Here is a 734-nt window from a genome sequence, read left to right as displayed (position 1 = left end):
TAGTGGACGGAATTGCGGTAATTACGCGCTTGTTGTTCTTGGAGACGATCACCGAGGGCTCGATCGTCTTCCAATACTTTGGCTTCCCATTCGACATCTTGTATAGCTTCACTGGGGCGTGGTAACACCTTTTATTATTGGCCTGAGAGGTGACTTTGCTCGGATTCGTCACTGCGGCTCGAATCAGGTATTGCTGATACTCTGTCCAAGACCCTTTTCCACCCATTTGCTTAACCCACTGAGACTTGGGGTGTGATTTGTTGATGTGGTTAAAGCCAAACCCACTCTTGGTTCCGCACTCGAGGCGGATCGTCTTGTCGTGCTTCGACTTGAATTTTTCGAGTACGTGGTGCATCTTTAGTGGGTCCCCGCAGAACAATACAAGTACCCCGTCGCGCAGAATCAACGACTGGGTCGCTATCTGTCCGCCTCCCTGATCGTCAGGCTCATTCTGAGCACTAGGGGGGACCCAATAGTTGCCCTCTTCGCCCGCAGCTTCGAAGACTACTGTTCCGTCAGCTAGCCCGCTTATGTGCGATTCGCCATCTGTTAATGCAAGTTCGGGGGGCGCCCCGTTCGCGACTGTCGAGCTAACGAGAAGCCCGACTCCAACTGTGAATGCAAGAATGGCCGCACGGACTTTTCGCATGAGAACCCCTGGTTGTTAATTTTTCTGTGGAAGTCGCGGTGCGTAAGTGTAGACACACCCACGATCCCGTCGTCTACTGTCACTC

The 734-nt window shown here is 52.6% G+C and carries 1 protein-coding gene; it reads right to left on the bottom strand.

From position 1 onward, the window contains the following. A partial coding sequence (locus ACT3T9_RS18850; RefSeq protein ID WP_444607306.1) for a hypothetical protein occupies positions 1–649 on the bottom strand: 649 nt, incomplete at its 3' end. Positions 650–734: the final 85 nt, after the last annotated feature.

This window comes from Brachybacterium sp. AOP29-B2-41 (assembly GCF_052378395.1).
Classification (GTDB): Bacteria; Actinomycetota; Actinomycetes; order Actinomycetales; family Dermabacteraceae; genus Brachybacterium.
This window is presented reverse-complemented; position numbering and strand designations above follow the sequence as displayed.